This is a genomic window from Arthrobacter globiformis, assembly GCF_030818015.1.
Lineage (GTDB): Bacteria > Actinomycetota > Actinomycetes > Actinomycetales > Micrococcaceae > Arthrobacter > Arthrobacter globiformis_C.
In genome coordinates, this window is the sequence record NZ_JAUSZX010000001.1 from 1,503,234 (window position 1) to 1,517,898 (window position 14,665).

11 protein-coding genes and 1 pseudogene are annotated in these 14,665 nt (G+C 66.2%); 3 read left to right on the forward strand and 9 right to left on the reverse strand.

Annotated features, from left to right (window positions below; genetic code table 11):
• Positions 1-179: 179 nt before the first annotated feature.
• From QFZ23_RS06960 to QFZ23_RS06975, 4 genes are all read right to left on the reverse strand, one after another.
• A complete protein-coding gene (locus QFZ23_RS06960) occupies positions 180-1,280 on the reverse strand; it encodes a substrate-binding domain-containing protein (protein WP_306921587.1) in 1,101 nt (366 codons plus the stop codon).
• A 55-nt stretch (positions 1,281-1,335) separates the two neighbouring features.
• A complete protein-coding gene (gene mmsB, locus QFZ23_RS06965; protein WP_306921589.1) occupies positions 1,336-2,613 on the reverse strand; it encodes a multiple monosaccharide ABC transporter permease in 1,278 nt (425 codons plus the stop codon).
• 47 nt (positions 2,614-2,660) lie between these two features.
• The gene (gene mmsA / locus QFZ23_RS06970; RefSeq protein ID WP_306921591.1) at positions 2,661-4,220 is read right to left on the reverse strand and encodes a multiple monosaccharide ABC transporter ATP-binding protein; all 1,560 of its coding nucleotides are present in this window, start codon (positions 4,218-4,220) and stop codon (positions 2,661-2,663) included.
• Between the two features lie 128 nt (positions 4,221-4,348).
• Entirely contained in the window at positions 4,349-5,539 is a 1,191-nt protein-coding gene (locus QFZ23_RS06975; RefSeq protein WP_306921593.1) for an ROK family transcriptional regulator, read from the reverse strand.
• 209 nt (positions 5,540-5,748) lie between these two features.
• Here QFZ23_RS06975 and QFZ23_RS06980 point away from each other — a divergent pair, with 209 nt between their 5' ends.
• Entirely contained in the window at positions 5,749-6,582 is an 834-nt protein-coding gene (locus tag QFZ23_RS06980; protein ID WP_306921596.1) for a nitrilase-related carbon-nitrogen hydrolase, read from the forward strand.
• 6 nt (positions 6,583-6,588) lie between these two features.
• On the opposite strand, the gene QFZ23_RS06985 is transcribed toward QFZ23_RS06980, so the two are convergent.
• Both QFZ23_RS06985 and alr read right to left on the reverse strand, forming a co-directional pair.
• On the reverse strand, positions 6,589-8,217 hold the full coding sequence (locus QFZ23_RS06985) for a PucR family transcriptional regulator (protein ID WP_306921598.1): 1,629 nt from the start codon (positions 8,215-8,217) through the stop codon (positions 6,589-6,591).
• On the reverse strand, positions 8,207-9,421 hold the full coding sequence (gene alr, locus QFZ23_RS06990; RefSeq protein WP_306921599.1) for an alanine racemase: 1,215 nt from the start codon (positions 9,419-9,421) through the stop codon (positions 8,207-8,209). Before alr ends, QFZ23_RS06985 begins: the two co-directional genes overlap by 11 nt.
• 101 nt (positions 9,422-9,522) lie before the next feature.
• Here alr and QFZ23_RS06995 point away from each other — a divergent pair, with 101 nt between their 5' ends.
• Positions 9,523-11,058: an amino acid permease gene (locus QFZ23_RS06995; RefSeq protein ID WP_306921600.1), complete on the forward strand. Its 1,536-nt coding sequence runs from the start codon at positions 9,523-9,525 to the stop codon at positions 11,056-11,058.
• Positions 11,059-11,091: 33 nt separating this feature from the next.
• Positions 11,092-12,826: pseudogene (locus QFZ23_RS07000) on the forward strand (FAD-dependent oxidoreductase).
• Between the two features lie 121 nt (positions 12,827-12,947).
• Here the strand turns inward: QFZ23_RS07000 and QFZ23_RS07005 are convergent.
• The 3 genes from QFZ23_RS07005 to QFZ23_RS07015 are packed head-to-tail and all read right to left on the reverse strand — an operon-like array spanning position 12,948 to position 14,616.
• On the reverse strand, positions 12,948-13,466 hold the full coding sequence (locus QFZ23_RS07005; protein ID WP_306921602.1) for a gamma carbonic anhydrase family protein: 519 nt from the start codon (positions 13,464-13,466) through the stop codon (positions 12,948-12,950).
• A 45-nt stretch (positions 13,467-13,511) separates the two neighbouring features.
• Positions 13,512-14,270: a haloacid dehalogenase type II gene (locus QFZ23_RS07010; protein ID WP_306921604.1), complete on the reverse strand. Its 759-nt coding sequence runs from the start codon at positions 14,268-14,270 to the stop codon at positions 13,512-13,514.
• Positions 14,271-14,295: 25 nt separating this feature from the next.
• A complete protein-coding gene (locus tag QFZ23_RS07015) occupies positions 14,296-14,616 on the reverse strand; it encodes a DMT family transporter (protein ID WP_306921605.1) in 321 nt (106 codons plus the stop codon).
• Between the last annotated feature and the right edge of the window lie 49 nt (positions 14,617-14,665).

Below are 14,665 nucleotides of genomic sequence, written 5' to 3' on the forward strand. Positions count from 1 at the left end.
GCCCGCTGCTGTGCGGGAAACGGGCCGGACCTATGTTTCCGCTGTGAGGCCGGAGCGCGAAAAATGCCAGGAGTGCGAAAAGTGAGCGTGCGTTGGGTGGCAACGGAAGAGCCCCGGCCCTCCCGTCTGAACTGGTCAGTGCGGGGGAGCCGGGGCTCTGTGGCGTCTGTTGGACGCCGCTACTTGGTGATCGGGCCGAGAACCGGATCGTCCACGTAGGCCGTCTTGACGTTTTCCTTGGTCACGATGACCGGCTCCAGCAGGTAGGCGGGAACGGTCTTGACCTTGTTGTTGTAGGACTTGTCGTCGTTGATTTCAGGCGTCTTGCCGGCCTGGATGTCCTTGACCATGACGATCGCGTGCTCAACGAGCTTGCGGGTGTCCTTGTTGATGGTGGAGTACTGCTCGCCGGCCATGATGGACTTGACTGACTCAACCTCGGAGTCCTGTCCGGTGACCACCGGAAGCGGCTTGCCGGCGGCCTTGACGGCGGTCAGCACTGCGCGGGCAAGGGTGTCGTTCGGGGACAGGACACCGTCCAGCGACGCGGAGGTGTAGCTGCCGGTCAGGAGCGTGTCTGCACGGCGCTGGGCGTTTTCTGCCTTCCAGCCCTGGGTGACAGCCTGTCCGAAGGTCTTCTGTCCGGAGAGCACCTTCAGGGTGCCGTCGTCGATCTTCGGCTGCAGGACGCTCATGGCGCCGTCGAAGAAGACCTTGGCGTTGGCATCGTCAGGGGAACCGGCGAAGAGCTCGATGTTGTAGGGGCCGTTCGGCTTCTTGGCCTGCATGCCCTCCAGCAGCGCCTTGCCCTGCAGCTCGCCCACCTTGAAGTTGTCGTAGGCCACGTAGTAGTCCACGTTCTGGGTGTTCAGCAGCAGGCGGTCGTAGGCGATGATTTTCGCCCCGGAGTCCGCGGCCTGCTTCAGCTGGGTGCCCAGCTGCGCACCGTCGATGGCGCCGACGATGATGACCTTGGCGCCCTTGGTGATCATGGCGCTGATCTGGTTCTGCTGCTCCGAGACGCCACCGTTGGCAAACTGGACGTCCGCCTTGAAGCCTGCCTGGCTGAGGCCGTCGTTGAACAGCTTCTCCGCCAGGACCCAGTTCTCACTGGTCTTCTGGGGGAGTGCGACGCCGATCGAGGAGTTCTTGGGGAACGCCTCGCCGCCGGCGGTGCCGCCGCCCGTAGTACCTGTGTCGGAACGGCCGCAGGCTGTCAGCGCCAGTGCCGCAATGGCAGCGATTGCTGCCGCCTTTCCTGCCTTACCAATCATTCGCATTTGCTCGGTTCACTTTCTATAGGGGTGGGAATTGCATCCGGGGAGCGGGCGCTGCTCAGGCTTCCCGGGAGATGGTTTCCTTGGTGGAGGTCACTTCGTCGGGCTGGAGCGGTGTGCCGCCGCTGGGGCGGTTGAAGCTCTGCGTCAGCATGCCGATGATGGAGCGCTTGCCCTGGCTCTTGTTGTAGACGTCGAACGCGACGGCGATCAGCAGGACCAGGCCCTTGATGATCTGGGTCAGGTCGGCGCCGACGCCCAGGAGCTGCAGGCCGTTGTTCAGCACGGCCATGACCAGGCCACCGACGATCGAGCCGATCACGGTGCCGACGCCGCCGGTGACCGCTGCACCGCCGATGAACACTGCGGCGATGGCATCAAGTTCCCAGCCGACGCCGTCGAACGGGCCGGATGCCGTGGAACGGCCCACGAAGATCATGCCGGCGAGGCCGGCCAGGATGGCCATGTTCATCATGACCAGGAAGTTGACCTTCTTGGACTGCACGCCGGAGAGCTCGGCGGCGTGGCGGTTGCCGCCCACTGCGTAAACGTGGCGGCCGACGACGGTCTTGGAGGCGATGAAACCGTAGATTAGGACCAGAACGGCGAGGATGAGGCCGGGGATGGGGAAGGACGTGCCCGGGCGGCCGGTGGCGAACAGGTAGGTGGCGTAGAGGATGGCGCCGCAGACCAGGATGAGCTTGGTGACCACCACCCAGCCTTCGGGAACTTCCGCGCCGAGGGCCTTCGCGGTGCGGCGGGCGCGGATTTCACTGAAGACCACGAACGCGACGCCTAGCAGGCCCAGCAGCAGGGTCAGGTTGTTGAAGCCGGTGTTCGGGCCCACCTCCGGAAGGTAGCCGGAGCCGATGTACTGGAAGTCCGACGGGACGGGGATGGTGTTGGACTTGCCGACGAACTGGTTGAAGCCGCGGAAGAGCAGCATGCCGGCCAGCGTGACGATGAACGCGGGGATGCCCACATAGGCTGTCCAGAACCCTTGCCAGGCCCCGATCAGGGCACCGAGGGCGAGGCCCAGGAGAATGCCCGCGTACCAGGGGATGCCCCAGTCCCGGATGGCCAGGGCCACCGTGACGCCGACGAAGGCCGCCACGGATCCGACTGACAGGTCGATGTGTCCGGCGATGATCACCAGCACCATGCCGATGGCCAGGATCAGGATGTAGGAGTTGCCGTTGAAGAGGTTGATCACGTTGCCCGGCGTCAGCGTGCGGCCCTCGGTGGCGAATTGGAAGAAGACGATCAGTGCCACCAAGGCGAAGATCATGCCGAATTGGCGGGTGTTGCCGCCAAAGAGCTTCTTGAGCGCGTTCATTGTTTTCGGTCCTTGTGTCTGGAAGGTTCTGGAAGTTTTCCAGAAGGTCAGGCTGCGGTCTTGCGGGCGGAGGTCATGAGTTTCATGAGGCTCTCCTGGCTGGCTTCATCTTTGTTCAGGACACCGGTGATGGAGCCTTCGAAGATCGTGTAGATCCGGTCGGACAGGCCCAGCAGTTCGGGGAGTTCGGAGGAGATCACGATGACGCCCTTGCCCTGGTTGGCCAACTGCTGGATGATCCCGTAGATCTCGTATTTGGCACCCACATCGATGCCGCGGGTGGGCTCGTCCAGGATCAGCAGGTCCGGGTCGGTGAACATCCACTTTGCGAGGACCACCTTCTGCTGGTTCCCGCCGGACAGCTTGGCCACGCCCTCCTCCACGGACGGCGTCTTGGTCCGCAGGGACTTGCGGTACTGCTCGGCCACCGTGAATTCCTTGTTGGCATCCACAACGAAGTGCCTGCTGATCTTGCCCAGCGCCGCCGAAACGGTGGTGGTCTTGATGTCATCCAGAAGGTTAAGGCCCAGGGACTTCCGGTCCTCCGTGACGTACCCCAGGCCGGCGTCGATGGCCTGCTTGACGTTCTTCAGGTGGAGCTCCTTGCCGTTCTTGTAGATCTGGCCGCTGATGAAGCGCCCGTAGGAACGGCCGAACACTGACCGCGCCAGTTCGGTGCGGCCGGCGCCCATCAGCCCGGCGAAGCCCACGATCTCGCCGCGGCGGACGAAGAAGTTGGAGCCCTTGCAGACCAGGCGGTCCTGGACCTGGGGGTGTCCCACGGTCCAGTTCTTGACCTCGAACAGGACGTCGCCGATCTTGGGTTCGTGGTCCGGGAATCGCGACTCCAGAGTGCGTCCCACCATGCCCTTGATGATGCGGTCCTCGTCGACGCCGTCGGCCTTCACGTTGAGCGTTTCGATGGACTTCCCGTCGCGGATGATGGTGATGGAGTCCGCGATCTGCTCGATCTCGTTGAGCTTGTGGGAAATGATGATCGACGTGATGCCGCGGCCCTTCAGGCCCAGGATCAGGTCCAGCAGGTGCTGGGAGTCGGATTCGTTCAGGGCGGCCGTGGGCTCGTCCAGGATGAGGAGCTTCACGGACTTGTTCAGCGCCTTGGCGATCTCCACCAACTGCTGCTTGCCGACGCCGATTTCCTTGATCGGGGTGTCCGGGTCCTCGCGCAGGCCCACCCGGGCGAGGAGTTCACGGGAGCGGGTGCGGGCCTCGGCCCAGTCGATCACACCACGCTTGACCGGTTCGTTGCCCAGGAAGATGTTCTCGGTGATGGAGAGCTCCGGGATGAGCGCCAGCTCCTGGTGGATGATCACGATGCCCGCGTGCTCGCTGGCCCGGATGTCCTTGAACTGCTGCACCTCGTTTTGGTACACGATGTCGCCGTTGTAGCTGCCATAGGGGTACACGCCGGAGAGGACCTTCATGAGGGTGGACTTTCCGGCGCCGTTTTCCCCGCAGATCGCGTGGATTTCCCCGGCCTTCACCACCAGGTTCACATCGGACAAGGCTTTAACGCCCGGGAATTCCTTGGTAATGGAGCGCATCTCCAGGAGAACCGGCTCGCTCTGCGTGTTGAGGGACGTCATTTGCCCTTACGCCTCCAATGCATTGACTTCGTTGTCTTCCCTGCAAACCACAGGGCCGTCTGATGAAAAAGTAGATGGAGCATGCCCTTGTCGTCAAGTCTTTAACGCAACGGCGGGATAACGAAACGCTACGTGCGGCGGATTCCGGCGTGCTGGAAGACCAGGGATGCGGCGCCCAGGGCCTCCGCCCGGTCATTGAGCGAGGACATGGTCAGGGTGGTGGTTTCGCCGATGACCGGCACGGCGTGCCGGACCAGCCCGCGCCGGATGGGGTCCAGCAGGATGTCGCCTAGCCCCGCCAGGGGGCCGCCCACCACGATCACCTCGGGGTTGATCAGGTTGGCCACATTCCCCAGCGCCCTGCCCACCGCAAGGCCTGCGTCGTCCACCACGCGCAGGGTTGCGGCGTCCCTCGACAGCGCCTTGCGGACGATGTCCTCGGGCGTGAGGGGACGCTCCTCGCCGCGGCTCAGCAGCTCGATCATGGTGGTGGTGGAGGCGATGGTCTCCAGGCACCCCCTGTTGCCACAGCGGCAGATCAGGCCGTGTTCGTGGATGGTCGCGTGGCCGATTTCGCCGGTGATCCCGACGTTGCCGTAGTACGGGTTGCCGTTGAGGATCAGGCCCGCGCCGATGCCGGAGCCGATCTTCATGAACAGCAGGTTGCTGATGCCGCTGTGCGGTCCCCACGTGACCTCGGACAGGGCGCCCAGATTCGAGTCATTGTCTATGAAAATGGGGAACTGGAACGCCTCTTCGAGGCGTTCCTGGATGTCGATGCCCACCCACTCAGGCAGGATTGCCCCCTGCGCGACGGTGCTGGTCCGGCGGTCAATCGGGCCGGGGATTCCGACGCCGGCGCCCACCACGGCGCTGCGCTCCACTCCGCTGTCCGCCAGCAGTTTATCGAGCAGGGCGACGGCCGCTTGGATGCCCTGTTCCGCCTGGTGACCGAGGGGCAGGAGCACCGATTCCTCGGCGATGATGTGGTAGCTGAGCGAGGCGAGAACCACCCGCAGGTGCCGCCGGCCAAAGTCGATGCCCACCGCCACGGCACCGTTGCTGTTGAGCCGGACGTTGAGTGCGCGTCGGCCGGAACTGGTGATCGGCTCCGTGGAGGCGAGGCCAGAGTCCTGCATGATTTTGACGATGTTGGACACTGTCGCGGTGGACAGTCCCGTCTGCCGCGCAAGCTCCGCCTGGGTCGACGGGCCGTTGAGCAGGCATTCGATGATCCGCTGCTGGTTCAGGTGCCTGAGGGCGGATTGCGACCCGGGGTTTTTGGTTCGGCTCCTCGTTGAGCGCGATGGTGAGGGCATGAAATGAACATTGCACCATCAGCAGCCTTGCAGTCAAGAAGTTAACGCAACACCCCCAGCATGCGGAAGGGGCAGGTGCCGGGCAATCCATCCCACGGGCAGCGCTGGGCGGTGCAAATGGGCCGGATCGGCGGCCACGGCCGCGGATACGCTGAAGGAAACGACGTCCAGTGTTGGGCGGGCGTCCCCGAAGACTTGAGGTGATCACAGTGAAGCTGGCACTGATGCAGGCGAACTCCAGTGTTTTGGACATCGAACAGAACTGCGCAGCCATCGACCGGGCGGCTCAGAGGGCCGCGGAAGCGGGTGCTGCCCTGCTCCTGACCCCCGAGCTTTTCCCGGTAGGTTATGCACCGCTGCGCGTCAGGGCGGAGCTGGACCCCGAAACCCTGCCCGGCATCCGGCGTACCCTTGCCGGCATCGCTGCCGCGCGCCGGATTGCCCTGGTCTACAGCCTGCCCGCCGTCAAGGCCGACGGGCAGTGGCAGATCACCGCGACGGCCCTGGACGCCCGCGGGGACGAACTCCTGAGCTACGCCAAGGTCCACCTTTTTGGCCCGGAGGAGCGCAAGGCGTTCAGCCCCGCGGAAGCAGCCCCCGCCGTCGTCGATTTGGGTGGCATCAAGACCTCGCTTGCCATCTGCTACGACGTGGAATTCCCCGAAACGGTGCGCGCGGCGGCCGCGGCCGGCGCCGACCTGCTCCTGGTTCCCACGGCGCTGGCCCACGGCTTCGAATCGGTGCCGCAGGTGCTGCTGCGGGCGCGCGCACTGGAGAGCCAGCTGACGGTGGCATATGCCAACCACTCCGGGGACGAGGACGGCTGCACTTTCCTGGGCGGAAGCGTCATTGCCGGTCCCGACGGCGAACTGCTCGCCGCTGCCGGGCCCCACCCGGAACTGCTGTACGCGGAGGTCAGTGCCGAGGCGGCCAGCCAGGCACGCGATGCCGTCCCCTATCTGCGCGAACGGCGCCCGGATGTTTACCGCGCCTGGGAGGAGAGCGGCAGCGAGGAGACCGGCGGCGCCGCAAAGCGTTCATAGGCGCAGCTACGTGGCGGGCAGCTCGTCCACGTACTGCAGCGCGATCCAGAGTTCGGCCCTGACCTGCGCCTGGTTCAGATCGGTGTCCAACAGTTCGGCCACAGCGTTGATCTGCCGCCGGACGCTGTTGCGGTGCAGTCCCAGCGCCTTGGCGGTGGCATCCCAGTTCCCGTTCTCGCCGAGCCATGCCCTCAGCACGGACAGGTGCGCGGTCCGGCGGTCGCTGTCCTGGCTGAGCACCGGCTCCAGCAGCCGGCCAGCCAGCATGGTTCCGGCTTCACGACCCAGCAGTCCGGCGACCGTCCACGTCACTTCACCCACCCTGGCGCTCTTGCCGGTAGTCTGGACGCGCTGTCGCAGCGCCGTCACCCGCTGGTCGGCGCTGCTCAGATCCGTGAGCTCGGTGGCGTCCCCGATGACCAGCCGCCACCCCAGCTTCTCGACTTCGCCCAGCAATGCGTCGTCCACCCTGAGCCGGGTGATGGCGGCGAAGCCGTAGTCCGTGAGCTCCACGAGCTTGGTGTCGAACAGGCGGCGCCACTGCAGCAGCTCCCGCACCGGGCTGTCGCCGGCGCGCCCGGCGGCCTGATCAGCCTTGACGCCCTGCACGACCCGCAGCGGCGTGGAACGGGTAGAGGAGGTGCTTTGGGCCAGCAGGTCCCGGAGGCCGTTGATGTGCCGCGTTCCACCGCTGGCAAGGCTGTCCGGGTGGAGCAGCAGGGCGGTGGCCAGCTGGCTGGGTGCCAGGGAGCCGCTGGTCCGCTGGCGGACCAGCAGTTCCAGGAGTCCGACGCCGGATGAGACCACGCTGTTCTGCGACGGCGTCAGGGGCGCATCCGTGCCCAGGATCAGCGCACCAAGGTTTGCGTCGCGGGTGCTGCGCAGGGGATGGCCGAACACGAGCGCCGAGCCCGGGACGTCGAAGGAATCCATTTCCACGCGGGGGCCGCTCCCGCCCAGGAGCCGGTCCAGGATCTGCCGTAGGGCGGAAAGCTCGACGCCGGAGCCCGCCCGTGCGCGGACCCTTCCGTCCGCCCCGACCAGCACAGCCCATACCGGGAGACGCTGGGTCAGGGCGGCCAGGAGTTCATGCTCGGGGCGGGCGGAGAGGACCGCGCGCATCAGCTGCCTGTTGGTGTCCGCCAACTGCCTGAACAGCTTGGCGTTGTCCGATTCCAGGAGCTGCGAGAACTCGAGCCCGATGGCCGCGAAGGGCACCGTGCTGGGCACCTCCACCAGGGTCAGGTTGTGCCGGATGCAGGCATCTACCAGCGTGTCCGGCACGGCAGTGAAGTAGGGCTCGAGGCCGAAGCCCAACGCGCCCACCCGGGCTTCCACCAAGCGCCGAACATAGGCATCGACCCGTGCCCGGTCACCTGCCTCCCCAACGAACGGCAGCCCGGCCGTGAGGAGGAACTCGCCGTCGAGCAGATACGGGGTGGGGTCCTCAAGCTCACTGGGCTCGACCCAGCGCAGCAGGCCGGAACCGTTGCCGCCGTCGTGAAGAACTTTCAACGCCGGCGGCAACTTGTCCAGGAACTGTTCCAGCGTGACGACACTCAACCGCTCGGCCCCATTCCCGTTGCCTGTCCCTCCGGCCGCCCCTGATGCCGTTGCGGGGGCCTCACGCGACATGAGGCACACCGTCTTCGGGGTCCTCGTAATCGGGGCACTCGTACGCCCTGGGCAGCCGCGGCGCTATCCGGTTGATGATTTCGTCGCCGTGGCTGCCGATCGCCGCCCCCCAATCGTCCGCGCTCGCAGCCCCGCTGTTCGGATCGCCAAACAGCACGGCGGTGTCGCCGACAGAAACGCCGCCCGCTTCGGGACCAAGATCCACCATGAATTGGTCCATGCACACCTTGCCGATCACGGGAACCCGCCTGCCACCCAGCTGGACGACGCTGCGCCCCGAAATGCCTTTCGGAATGCCGTCCGCATAGCCCAGCGGAATCAGCGCCAGGAACCTGGGCTCGTGCGTGATGGCCTGGTGCTCGTAGCTCACACCCGTGCCTGCCGGGACTTTCTTCACCAGCACCACGGGAGCCGTGACAGTCAGGGCGGGACGAAGCCCGTAGTCTGCCGGATCGAGATGGTCGGCTGGGGCAAGGCCGTAAATCGCCAGGCCTGCCCGTACCATATCGAAGGCAAACTCCGGACGGTCCAGGATGTTGGCGGAGCTGGAAACATGCCGCAGCTCGGGCTCCAGCCCTGCCTCCCGGGCCTGGCGCACGGCCTCCTCGAACGCGTTCACGGCGGCAGCGTTGCCGGGGTGGGCCGGCACGTCCGCCCAGGCCAGGTGGGTCCAGATGCCCCTCACGGTAAGAATTCCCGCAAGCTCCGCCCGGCGTGCCGCGGCTACGAGATTCGACCAGTCTTCGGCGCGGGCACCGCCGCGGCTGAGCCCGCTATCGAGCTCCAGATGGACCGCCGCCGGCTTCCCTAGCCCCTTCGCGATGCCTGCCACTGCGTCCAGCTGCGCGGCGCTGCCCAGGGACATGTCAACGTCGTTTTCCACGGCGTCGCGGATTATTTCGCTGGATGCTGTGGCCAGGTACAACCAGGACAGGACCGGGGCGGTGATACCAGCCCGGCGGAGTGCGAGGGCCTCGGTGAGTTGCGCCGTTCCGAGCCAGTTGGCGCCGGCGGCAAGGGCTGCCTGCGCCACGTCCACCAGCCCGTGGCCGTAGGCGTTGCCCTTTACCACGGCCATGAAATTCGGTGCGGGGGTTAGCCTCCGCAGCGCTCGGACGTTGTCGGAAATTGCGGACAGGTCAACGCTGACCTGGCCCGAGAGCACCGTCATCGGGGTGCCTGTCTGGTGTGCATTACGTCTCATGCCTGAACACTATAGGTCATTTTGCACACCTGTGAGAGATGGCTCACAGCCTTAGGCTGGAGCGACGGCAATCGACAACTACCCACGAACGGACGTCAACGATGACTCTGCCCACCTTCACAGAACAGCAGCCGGCGGTGACCTCCAGCCGCCCCGGACTGGCAGCACAGCTCCTTCGCCGAAAGCCGATCGGACAGATGGTAAACGAAGCCGAAAGCGGCCACGGCGGCACACGCCTGGTCCGCAGCTTCGGTGTTCTGCAGCTGACCATGATCAGTGTGGGCGCCACCCTCGGTACCGGCATCCTCGTGATCCTGGGCGAATCAGTGCCGCTGGCCGGGCCGGCCATCTGGATCTCGTTCGCCATCGCCGGCGTGGCCGCGCTGCTGTCCGCCGTGTCCTACGCCGAAATGGCAGGACTGGTGCCGGCTGCGGGCTCCAGCTACTCGTACACGTACGCCACCATGGGTGAGGGGATGGCCTGGATCTGCGGCTGGTGCCTTGTGCTCGAATACGCCGTTTCCGTAGCCGCCGTCGCGGTGGGTGCCGGCCAGTACGTCAACGAGGCGCTGGCGGTCTTCGGGCAGGCCCTGCCCGATGCTGTCTCGCAGCCGCCGGGTGACGGCGGGGTGGTCAACGTCCCGGCCATGATCATCGTGGTGCTGTCCATGGTCCTGCTGGTCCGCGGCGCCAAGGAAAGCGCGTGGATCAACACCGCAATCGTGCTGGTCAAGGTGGGCATCCTGGTCTTCTTCTGCGCAGTGGCCTTCACCGCCTTCAACGGCGGCCACTTCGAGCCGCTCCTGCCGATGGGGGCCGCCGGTGTTTCCGCTGCTGCGTCCCGGGTGTTCTTCTCCTACATCGGGTTCGACGCCGCCTCCACCGCGGGCGAGGAAGCCCGCAACCCCAAGCGCGACCTGCCCCGGGCCATCATGCTCTCCATGCTGATTGTCACCACCATCTACGTGCTGGTTGCCGTAGCCGCCATAGGCGCCCGCCCGTGGGGCTGGTTCGACGGCACCGAGGCCGCACTGGTGAAAATCCTGGAGGAAATCACCGGCCAGCCATGGATCGCGCTGGTGTTCGCCGTCGGTGCTGTGCTCGCCATCGCCAGCATTGTGCTCACCGTCCTCTACGGACAGACCCGCATCCTGCTGTCCATGTCCCGCGACGGACTGGTTCCCAGCATCTTCGGCCGCGTCTCCCACCGCACCGGCACGCCCGTTGCCGGAACCCTGATCGTGGGAACCGCCGTCGCCCTCACCGCCGGGCTGGTCCCGCTCGGGGCGCTCGCGGACGCCACCAGCATCGGCACCCTGTTCGCCTTCGCCCTGGTGAACGTGGCCGTCATCTACCTCCGCCGTACCCGGCCGGAGCTCACGCGGACCTTCCGGGTTCCGCTGTTCCCGCTGACGCCGATCCTGGGCGCGCTCATGTGCGTCTACCTGATGGCCAACCTGGGCGCAGAAACGTGGGTGACCTTCGGGATCTGGATGCTCGTGGGACTGGCCGCCTACCTTGGCTACGGCAGGCGGCACTCGCGGGTGGCCGCGCTGGGGCAGGAGGAATACCGTGAACTATCCGGCCGTGACTTTTCCCCAGCTGCCGCATCCGCTGATGCGACAACTCTTCACTAAGACACCATACGAGACCACGGAGACACACCTTCCATGACAACCGCTACCGAACTGCCGGCCTCCGACCCGTCCAGCACGACTACCACCGCCCCTGGCCTGCCGGGTGCCGGCGCGCCGGACCAGGCCCCGGTGACCATGCTGAACCCGGACTTCCCGTTCAGTTACGACCACTACCTGTCCCACCCGGACGGACTGGGTTCGGTCCGCGCCGGAACTGCACGGCACCGAAGTCGCCGTGGTGGGCGCAGGGCTGTCCGGGCTGGTGACGGCGTACGAACTGATGAGGCTCGGGCTACGTCCGGTGCTCTACGAAGCGGACCAGCTCGGCGGACGCCTGCGCACAGCCAGCTTTCCGTCAGCCCCTGACGTGGTGGCAGACCTGGGCGGCATGCGGTTCCCGGTCTCGGGCAAGGCGTTCTACCACTATGTGGACCTGCTGGGCCTGGAGACGCGGGACTTCCCCAATCCGCTGGCACCGGCAACCTCCAGCACCGTGATTGAACTGGCGGGGCAGAAGCATTACGCCACCACCTCAGCGGACCTGCCGCCGTTCTTCCGCGAGGTGGCCGACGCCTGGAAGGCGGCCGTGAACGACGGCGCGCAGTTTACCCAGATGCAGGAGGCCATCCGGGCGCGCGACACGGCCCGGATCAAGGAGCTGTGGAACGAGCTTCTTCCGGAACTCGACGAGGAGACCTTCTACGGCTTTATCGCCGGCAGCCAGGCGTTCCGGAAGGCGGGATTCGCGCACCGCGAGGCGTTCGGCCAGGTTGGCTTCGGCACCGGCGGCTGGGACACCGACTTCCCGAACTCCATCCTGGAAATCCTTCGCGTCGTCTATACCGATGCCGACGACCAGCACCGGCTCATAGCCGGGGGAGCGCAAAGGCTCCCCGAGGCACTCTGGCGCCACGCGCCGTCGGGCATGGTTCACTGGCCGGAGGGGACGTCCCTGGCGTCCCTGCACTCAGGCTCCCCGCGCGGAGCGGTGGAACGGATCAGCCGCGACGCCGACGGCAACCTCCGCATCCGGGAGCGCTGGGGGAGGATGGCCTCTTTCCCGGCCGTGGTCACCACCTGCCAGTCGTGGCTGCTGTCCACCCGGATCCACACCGAGGAGGCGCTGTTCCCGGCCGAGCTGTGGACGGCGATCGAGCGCTCGCACTACATGCAGTCGTCCAAGACGTTCGTGATGGTGGACCGGCCGTTCTGGAAGGACATCGATCCGGAAACCGGCAGGGAGGTGCTGTCCATGACGCTCACGGACCGGCTCAACCGCGCCACCTACCTGCTGGACAACGGACCCGACCAGCCGGCCGTGATCCTGCTGTCCTACACCTGGAACGACGACGCGCTGAAGTGGCTGGCGCTCGACGCCGACGAACGGGTGGAGTTGATGCTGCACTCGCTCGAGCAGATCTACCCCGGCGTGGACATCGCCAGCCACATCGTGGGCCAGCCCATCACCGTCTCCTGGGAGGCCGACCCCAACTTCATGGGCGCGTTCAAGGCCAACCTGCCCGGCCACTACCGCTACCAGCAGCGGCTCTTCACCCACTTCAAGCAGGACAAACTGCCGGAAAGCCAGCGGGGCATCTTCCTCGCCGGCGACGACGTTTCCTTCACCGCAGGCTGGGCAGAGGGCGCCGTGACCACGGGGCTGAACGCGGTGTGGGGCGTGGTGAACCACCTTGGCGGCTCATCGGCACCCGGCAATCCCGGCCCCGGCGACCTGCTGGACGAACTGGGACCGATCAGCCTCGACTGAGCCGGCTGGCAGACGACGCCGGAACGGTCCTGCGATGCGCCAATGGTCTGGGGACACCCGAATTCGGGTGTCCCCAGACCATTTTGGCGTCCTGGCACCAGATGCGAGTCCTCAGCCTGGACTAGGCGTGGAGTTCGCGGTGCGCCTGGGCGAGCTCGCGGTAGTGCGCCGCGTTGCGCTTCACGCCGTCGAACTCCTCATTGGTGAGTTCGCGGCGAACCTTGGCCGGGACCCCGGCCACCAGCGAGCGGGGCGGGACTACCGTCCCTTCCAGCACGACGGCGCCGGCCGCCACGAGCGATCCGGCGCCGATCACCGCTCCATTGAGGATGGTGGCGCTCATGCCGATGAGGCAGTCGTCCTCCACGGTGCAGCCATGGACGACGGCGCTATGCCCGACGCTGACGCGCGCCCCGACACTGCAGGGGAAGCCCGGGTCAGCGTGCAGGACCACGTTGTCCTGCAGGTTGCTGCCGGTGCCCACGGTGATAGCGGCGGTGTCGGCACGCACCGAGACGCCGTAGAACGCGCTGGCGTCCTCGGCGAGCGTGGCACGGCCGATGATCGACGCCGTCGGCGCAACGAAAACGGAGGGGTGGATGTCCGGCGTGTCGCCGGCGAAGGGGTGAATGGGAGCCATGCACCCAAGCCTAGGACAAGTGGGCCGGGAGTACCGCGGTTGGGGCTAGTGTGCCAGGGCGGCGCCTTCAGTCAGCATTTGTGCCAGCTGGATGAAGTCCGCTGCCACGGCGTCCCAGCCTGAGGCCGGGACCAGGTCCGTGGTCTGCCCCGGCCCATGCTCGCTGGGCCGCGGGACGAACGCGGTGGCCAGCCCGGCAGCCCGGGCAGCGCCAAGGTCACCGTTGTGGGCGGCAACCAGCATGACCTCGCCCGGATCGAGCCGAAGGACCGAGGCGGCGCCGAGATAGGCAGCGGGGTCGGGCTTGTACACCCGGAGCAGGTCCAAGCCAACAACAACATCCCACGGCAGCTCGGCGTTCTTGCCCATGTTCACCAGCAGGGCGGTGTTCCCGTTGGACAGCGGCCCGATGACATAGCGGCTCTTTAGCTTATGCAGGCCATCGCGGCTGTCCGGCCACGCTGGCAGGCGCTCCCAAGCACGGTTGAGTTCCCCAAGGTCCTCGCTCGTAAACCCGGCAGGGGAGAGCCCGCTCCGTTCGAGCACGCGCTTCAGGTTTTCCAGGTGCAGTTGGTCCAGAGGCACGTAACTGCGGTGGCCGGAACGCACCGTTTCCATGGACGGCTGGTACTCCGCGCGCCATTTGTCCGCCAGGCCGAACGGGTCCAGTGCGAGCCCGTGCCTGTCACCGAATTTCCTGATCTCTGCGGCAACGCCGGACCGCCAGTCGACCACGGTTCCGAACGTGTCGAACAGCACGGCCTTGAGCTGGCGTCCTGTCGAGGGCGAAACGAAAGCTGTCATGGAGATCTTCTGCCCGGGGCGCCTGTCAGTGTGCTCCACCGACGTTCAGAACGACGACGCCGGCGACCACCAGTGCGATCCCGAGGACCTTCATGAGGTTGAGTTCCTCGCCGAGGAAAACGGCGCCGATCGCCACGATGGCAACCGTTCCGAGGCCTGACCACAGGGCATAGGCCACGCCGACGGGAACACTCTTGACCACCTGCGACAGCAGCGCGAAGGCCACACCGTAGGACCCCAGGCACCAGACGCTGGGCCAGAGCCGGCTAAATCCTTCTGTCGACTTCAGGAGGCTGGTACCCAGGACCTCCGCGGCGATCGCCAGTGCCAGATAGACGTAGCCCAAGGAGTATTGTCCTTTCTCATTGCTGGAGCCCTGACCGGCGTGCTGCCGG

Bases quoted from the DNA above. Each gene is read 5' to 3' on its own strand.
- QFZ23_RS06960 (WP_306921587.1), bottom strand. From the start codon at position 1,280: ATGCGAATGATTGGTAAGGCAGGAAAGGCGGCAGCAATCGCTGCCATT.
- mmsB (WP_306921589.1), bottom strand. From the start codon at position 2,613: ATGAACGCGCTCAAGAAGCTCTTTGGCGGCAACACCCGCCAATTCGGC.
- mmsA (WP_306921591.1), bottom strand. From the start codon at position 4,220: ATGACGTCCCTCAACACGCAGAGCGAGCCGGTTCTCCTGGAGATGCGC.
- QFZ23_RS06975 (WP_306921593.1), bottom strand. From the start codon at position 5,539: ATGCCCTCACCATCGCGCTCAACGAGGAGCCGAACCAAAAACCCCGGG.
- QFZ23_RS06985 (WP_306921598.1), bottom strand. From the start codon at position 8,217: ATGTCGCGTGAGGCCCCCGCAACGGCATCAGGGGCGGCCGGAGGGACA.
- alr (WP_306921599.1), bottom strand. From the start codon at position 9,421: ATGAGACGTAATGCACACCAGACAGGCACCCCGATGACGGTGCTCTCG.
- QFZ23_RS06995 (WP_306921600.1), top strand. From the start codon at position 9,523: ATGACTCTGCCCACCTTCACAGAACAGCAGCCGGCGGTGACCTCCAGC.
- QFZ23_RS07005 (WP_306921602.1), bottom strand. From the start codon at position 13,466: ATGGCTCCCATTCACCCCTTCGCCGGCGACACGCCGGACATCCACCCC.
- QFZ23_RS07010 (WP_306921604.1), bottom strand. From the start codon at position 14,270: ATGACAGCTTTCGTTTCGCCCTCGACAGGACGCCAGCTCAAGGCCGTG.